Below are 6,207 nucleotides of genomic sequence, written 5' to 3'. Positions count from 1 at the left end.
GACCATCAGGAAGCCGGTCGAGGATTTGGAGACGGTGATTCCGTTGCTCTGCACCACCTGCGGCAGCTGCGACTGCACCAGCTGCAGCTTGTTTTGCGTCTGCACCTGGGCGGTGTCCGGATCGGCAGCCGTGGTGAAGGTCAGCGTGATCGAGGCCTGGCCGGTCGAGGTCGAGGTCGCCGTCATGTAGTCGAGATTGTCGATACCGGTCATGCCTTGCTCGATGACCTTGGTCACCGAATTCTCGACGGTCGATGCATCAGCGCCCGGATAGGTGGCGCTGATGTTGACCGTGGTCGGCGCGATCTGCGGATATTGCGAGATCGGCAGCGTGGTCAGCGCGAGCAGACCGCCCAGCATGATCACGATGGCGATCACCCAGGCGAAGATCGGCCGGTTGATGAAGAATGCTGACATCGCTCAGTTCCCGGCCGAGGCGCCTTGCGCCGGTTTCTGCCCACTATCAGCCACCGCTGTGGAAGATGCGGACGAAGACGTCTGCGCGCGGTCCTTGACCTCGCCGGTCGTCTCGTCGATCGTCACTTCGACACCCGTCGCATCGCCGCCGGGGCGCACCAGTTGCAGGCCCTCGACGATGACGCGGTCGCCGTCGCCGACGCCGGAATCCACCAGCCAGTTGTTGCCAACGCTGTTGCGCACAGCGAGCACGCGCGTCTCGACTTTCCCTTGCGCGTTGATGACCATGGCGGTCGCCTCACCCTTGGTGTTGCGGCTGACGCCGCGCTGCGGCACCAGGAAACTGTTCTGCGCGACGCCCTCCTCGACCAGCGCCCGCACATACATGCCCGGCAAAAGCAGCCGATCGGGATTGGGGAACTCCGCCCGGAGCGCGAAAGTGCCGGTCGTCTGGTCGACATTGGCGCCGGCGAATTCCAGCTTGCCGGTTTGCGTGTAGATGGTGCCGTTCTCGAGCTTCAGCTTGACGCTGACATTGGGGCCGCTGAACTTCAGCCGGCCCTCATTGATCGCCTGGCGCAGATTGAGCAGATTGGTGCTCGACTGCGTGACGTCGACATTGATCGGATCGAGCGAGCGGATGGTGGTGAGCAGAGTGTCCTGATTGGCGGTGACCAGGGCGCCCGGCGTAAGCGAGGACTTGTCGATGCGGCCGGCGATCGGCGCGGTGATGCTGGTGTAGTTGAGATTGATGCGCGCGGTCTCGACACTGGCCTTGGCCGACGCCACATCCGCATTGGCCTGCGCCAACGTTGCCGCGGCATCGTCATAATCCTGTTTGGAAACAACGTTCTGCTTCAACAAACCGGCATAGCGGTCGAACTTGGCTTGCGCCGTCGGCACCGCCGCTTCGGCCTTCTGCTGGGCAGCCTGCGCACTGTCATAGGATGCCTGGTAGCTCGCCGGATCGATGAGGTAGAGCGGCTGCCCGACCACGACCTCGCTGCCCTCCTTGAAGAGGCGCGCCTGGATGATGCCGTTGACCTGCGGACGCACATCGGCGGTGAGCGAGGCTGACGTGCGTCCCGGCAGCTCGGCCGTGATCGCCACCGATTGCGGATGCAGCGTGACGACGCCAACCTCCGGCTTGCTTGCACCGGCCATGCCGGCGGGCGCCTTGCTCCCCTCCTGCGAACAGGCCGCCAGAAGAACCGTAGTGACGAGTATCGCCGCGAGCCGGCGGACCGGCAGGGAAGACGGGCTAGACTGGATAGGCATGGCCTGGATGATCTTTCGCTGGAGTTGCGGTCGCCGTCTGGCTGTCGGGATCGGATCGTTCCACCAGAAGCCGGGCGAGATACCGGCCAAGGAAGCGCTGGATGTCGTCCATGAAGGTGTAGACGACAGGAACGTAGACGAGGCTGAGCACGGTCGAGGAGATGAGCCCGCCGATCACGGCAATCGCCATCGGCGCCCGTGTCTCGGCGTCGGCGCCGATGCCGATGCCGAGTGCGATCGGCAACATGCCGGCGCCCATGGCGATCGATGTCATGACGATGGGCCGTGCCCGTTTGCGCGCGGCGTCGAGCAGTGCGTCGAAGCGGCTCATGCCACGCTCCTTCTCGGCGACCAGAGCGTACTCGACAAGCAAGATCGAGTTCTTGGCCGCAATGCCCATCAGCATCAATATCCCGATCAGCGGCGATATGCCAAGCGCCTTGCCGGTAATCAGCATGAAGCCGAGCGCGCCGCCGACCGACAACGGCAGCGCGACCAGGATGGTCACCGGCTGCACGAAACCGCGAAACAGCAAGACCAGCGTCAGGTACATCAGCAGAATGCCGGCGGCGATCGCAGTAGTGAAGCCCGAGAAGAGCTCCTGCATGCGCGCCGCATCGCCGCGCGCCAGCTCATGCACGCCGGCGGGCAGGTCGCGCATCGCCGGCAAGGCATGGATGGAAGCGGTCGCCTGGCCGAGCGTCAGGCCGGAGAGATCCGCCTCGACAGTGGCGCTGCGGCTGCGCCCCACCCTTGTGATGCTGTTTGGCCCGGCATTGAAGCCGATATCGGCGACGGCGCCGAGCGGCACGATACCCTTGCTGCCGACCAGCGGCAGGACGGCCAGTTTCGCCGGATCGTCGATGGCGCCGTCGGGCAAGGTGACGACAACGGACACCTGGCGGTCGCCGAGATTGAACTTCGCCAGGCTGGTGTCGGTGTCGCCGATGGTGGCGATCTTGACCGTCGCCGCGATCTCGGTCGGTGTCACGCCAAGCTCGGCCGCCCTGGCGCTGTCGGGACGCACGATCAACTCCGGCTTGGTCGTCGCCGCCGTCGAGGTCGGGTTGATGAGCCCGGGCACCGACTTCATGCCATCGATCAGCGCATCGCTGGCCTTCTGCAGCGCCTCGCCATCGTCGCCGACCAGCGTAATCGCCACTTTGGCGCCGGCAAAGCCGTCGGCGCCGAACTGGATGCGGGCGCCCGGAATATCGTTGAGCTTCGGCGACGCCTCGGCCTCGAACTGCTGCTGGCTGACGCTGCGCTCGCCCCGCGGTTTCAAATTGACGGTGACATTGGCGCTGCGCACCTCGGCGGAGGTCGAGCCACGGTTCGGGCCACCACCGGATGAGGCCGCGGTGCCGATCGTGGCAAAGATGCTGTCGACGGCCGGCTCGTCCTTCAAGCGCCTGGTGATGTCCTGGACGACGGCTGTCGTCTGTTCGATCGTCGACCCCGGCTGCAGCTCGACCGAGATCATCGAGCGGCCGCGATCGGTCGCCGCCATGAATTCGGTCGGCAGCTTGGTTGCCAGCGCGAGCGAACCGGCGAAGAAGGCGATGCCGGCGACAAGCGTGATCCAGCGATGGTCGAGCGCCTTGCGCAGCAGCCAGAGATAGGTCGGCACCCAGGCCGGCAGGTCGTCCTCGCTATGGCCGCCGGCGCGCACCAGATAGGCACCCATCAGCGGGGTGAGCATGCGCGCCACCAGCAGAGAAAACAGCACCGACACGCAGACGGCGACGGCAAAGGAGAAGAAGAATTTTCCCGGAATGCCGGGCATGAAGCCGACCGGCAGGAACACCGCGACAATGGTCGCCGTGGTGGCCACCACGGCAAGCCCGATCTCGTCGGCGGCCTCGATTGCCGCCTGGTAGGCGCTGGCGCCGGTCTGGCGCATGTGGCGCACGATGTTCTCGATCTCGACGATGGCGTCGTCGACGAGGATGCCGACCACCAGCGACAGCGCCAGCAAGGTGATGTTGTTGAGCGAGAGGTCGAACGCCGCCATGACCGCGAAGGTCGGGATCAGCGACAGCGGCATGGCGACCGCCGAAACCAGCGTCGCCCTGATGTCGCGCAGGAACAGCCAGACGACGCCGATGGCGAGCAGCGCGCCAATCCACAGCGCCTCGAATGCGGCATCATAACTTTCCTGGACGAAGCCGGACGACGAGGTGACTTCGGTGAATTTCGCGGTGTCTGTCTTCGCCGCTATCTCCGCGATTGCGGTCCGCGCGGCTTTGACCACGTCGATCTCGCTCGACCCGACCGACCTGTAGACGTTGAAGGCAACGACCTGGCGGCCATCGAGATAGGCGGCCTGGCGCGGCTTTTCCCAGCTGTCGACCACCCTGCCCAGGTCGGAAAGCTTGACGCCGCCGGCGCCCGACAGCGCGATGCGGGTGTCGGCCAGCGCGTCGACGGTGCCGGCGCTGGCCAGCGTGCGCACCGACTGCTCCTGGCCACCGACGCTGGTGCGGCCGCCGGGCTGGTTGACGTTGTTGGAGGCGAGCGTCTGGCTGACATCGCCGGCGCTGATGCCGAGTGCGGCCAGTCGGTCCGGATCGAGCTCGACGCGGATGACCCGATCGACGCCACCCGAACGGGTGATCTTGGAGACGCCGTCGACGCCGAGCAGCGCCTTGGCGACATCATTGTCGATATACCAGCTCAGCGCGTCCGGCGACATCGAGGGCGCCTCGACGACATAGGTCAACACTGAGTTTCCGGTCGCGTTCATCTTGGCCACTACTGGCGTCTGCGCGGCTGCCGGCAGGCTCGACTGCACTTCGGACACGGCGTTGCGGACATCGTTGGTGGCGGTCTCGGGGTCGATGCCCAATGTGAACTCGACCGTGGTGACGGACGACCCCTCGCTGATCGAGGTCGACACATCGTCGACGCCTTCCAGCGTCGCCACGGCGTTCTCGATCACCCGCGCCACCTGCACTTCCATTTCGCTGGGCGCCGCGCCCGGCTGCGAGACGGTGACGGTGACCGTCGGCAGGTCGATGTCGGGCATGTTGTTGGTGCGCAGCTGCATGAAGCCATAGAGGCCGGCAATGGTCAGCGACAGGAACAAAACGATGGTCGGCACCGGGTTGCGGATCGACCAGGAGGAAATGGCGTTCATCGCGCCGCCTCCGTCACCTTGCCGGCGTCAGCGCCCGCTTGCGCATCGGCGATGCGCACCAGATTGCCGTCGCTGAGGAAACCGGCACCGGCGACAACGACACTGTCGCCCTCCGACAACCCGCTTTCTATCGCGACGCGGCCGTTCTGGTGCGCGCCGGTGGTGACGGCGCGAGCGGCGGCCTTGCCGGCAGCGTCGACCACGAAAACCCTGGGCTTGCCGTCCTGCCAAACAAGAGCGGCCTCGGCGACATCAAGCCTTTGCGAGGCGGCGCCTGCGATCGAGACGCGGGCGAACATGCCGGGCTTCAGGCCCGAGCCTTCGCCGAGCGCGACATAAACGGTGGCGAGCCGCGTCGTCGAACTGACCGTCTGCGCGATCGAAGAGACGCTGCCGGCAAAGGTCCGGCCCGAAGCGTCGACGACGCTGGCCGCCTGCCCGACCGAAATCGCAGGCAGGTCCTTTTCGGGGACAAGCACGCCGACCTCCAGCCTGCCGTCGCGGATGATCTTCATCAGCTCGGTGCCGGCCTGGACGATCGAGCCGGCAACCGCCGGCCGGCTGGAGACGACGCCATCGAAGGGCGCTCGGATGGTCGCCTGGTCGAGCTCGGCCTGCAGCCTGTCAGCGGCGGCTCTGGCCTGCTCGACCGAGGCCCGGCCGGTCTTGACGGCGGTCGCCTTGTCTTCCGCCGTCTCGGCGCTGATCGCCTTGCTGGCCAGCAGCCTGTCGGCACGGCCGGCAGCGGATACGGCGCTGTCCAGCGTCGCCTGGGCCTGGTCGACCGCTGCCTTCTGCTCGGCCAGTTGTGCCTTGAGCACCGAGGCGTCGAGCCGGGCGACGACATCGCCGGCCCGCACATGATCGCCTTCGCTTACAAGCACTTCGGTCAATTTGAGGCTGGACGTCTCGGCGCCGACAGTCGCTTCCTGCCGGGCGGCGACGGTGCCGGTAGCGCTGATCGACGAGGCGACCGCCTCGGAGCGCACCTTTTCGACCGCAACCGTCAGGCTGACGCGCGGCGCGGCAAGAGCCTGCGCGGCGGGCTCGACCGTCGAGCGGCCATAGGCGCTCAGCGCCGCCATGGCTGCCAGGACGATCAGCACGCCCGACACGACAAGATAGGTCTTACGCGATCTTGCGGTCATGATGTCCGTGGCGGTTGGGCTGCTGCGAAACCGGCAGCGACAAGCGCCAGGCGGCAAAGTGCAAGCGCACCGCGCCCTTCAGCGTGTCGGCGGGCAACGCCGCCGGAACGGCGGCATGGCTGGCGCGCTGGCCGAGCGAGAGTTTTGGGCTCATCGATGCGATCAGCCGCAGCATCATCATGGCTTCCCACATTGCCGTGCTTCCATTTTGGGTGATTTGAACGG

5 protein-coding genes are annotated in these 6,207 nt (G+C 66.2%); all 5 read right to left on the bottom strand.

The window, feature by feature from the left end; translation table 11 throughout:
- Positions 1 to 417 (bottom strand): efflux RND transporter permease subunit (locus AC1DX0_RS29120; RefSeq protein ID WP_477357858.1); only part of this gene is annotated, 417 nt, incomplete at its 3' end.
- Positions 418 to 420: 3 nt separating this feature from the next.
- Positions 421 to 1,695: an efflux RND transporter periplasmic adaptor subunit gene (locus AC1DX0_RS29115; protein ID WP_477223666.1), complete on the bottom strand. Its 1,275-nt coding sequence runs from the start codon at positions 1,693 to 1,695 to the stop codon at positions 421 to 423.
- Positions 1,679 to 4,834 (bottom strand): efflux RND transporter permease subunit, encoded by a 3,156-nt coding sequence (locus AC1DX0_RS29110; protein WP_477223665.1) that lies wholly within the window; start codon positions 4,832 to 4,834, stop codon positions 1,679 to 1,681. Before AC1DX0_RS29110 ends, AC1DX0_RS29115 begins: the two co-directional genes overlap by 17 nt.
- Complete coding sequence (locus tag AC1DX0_RS29105; RefSeq protein ID WP_477223664.1) at positions 4,831 to 5,982, bottom strand: efflux RND transporter periplasmic adaptor subunit; 1,152 nt, start codon at positions 5,980 to 5,982, stop codon at positions 4,831 to 4,833. The genes AC1DX0_RS29110 and AC1DX0_RS29105 overlap by 4 nt, the downstream gene beginning before the upstream one ends.
- The coding region (locus AC1DX0_RS29100) for a hypothetical protein (RefSeq protein WP_477357855.1) at positions 5,963 to 6,207 on the bottom strand (245 nt) is incomplete at its 5' end. The genes AC1DX0_RS29105 and AC1DX0_RS29100, both read right to left, overlap by 20 nt.

This window comes from Mesorhizobium sp. P3_A9 (assembly GCF_056402975.1).
The sequence above is the reverse complement of the archived record's forward strand: the minus strand, read 5'-3'. Positions and strand labels throughout refer to the sequence as shown.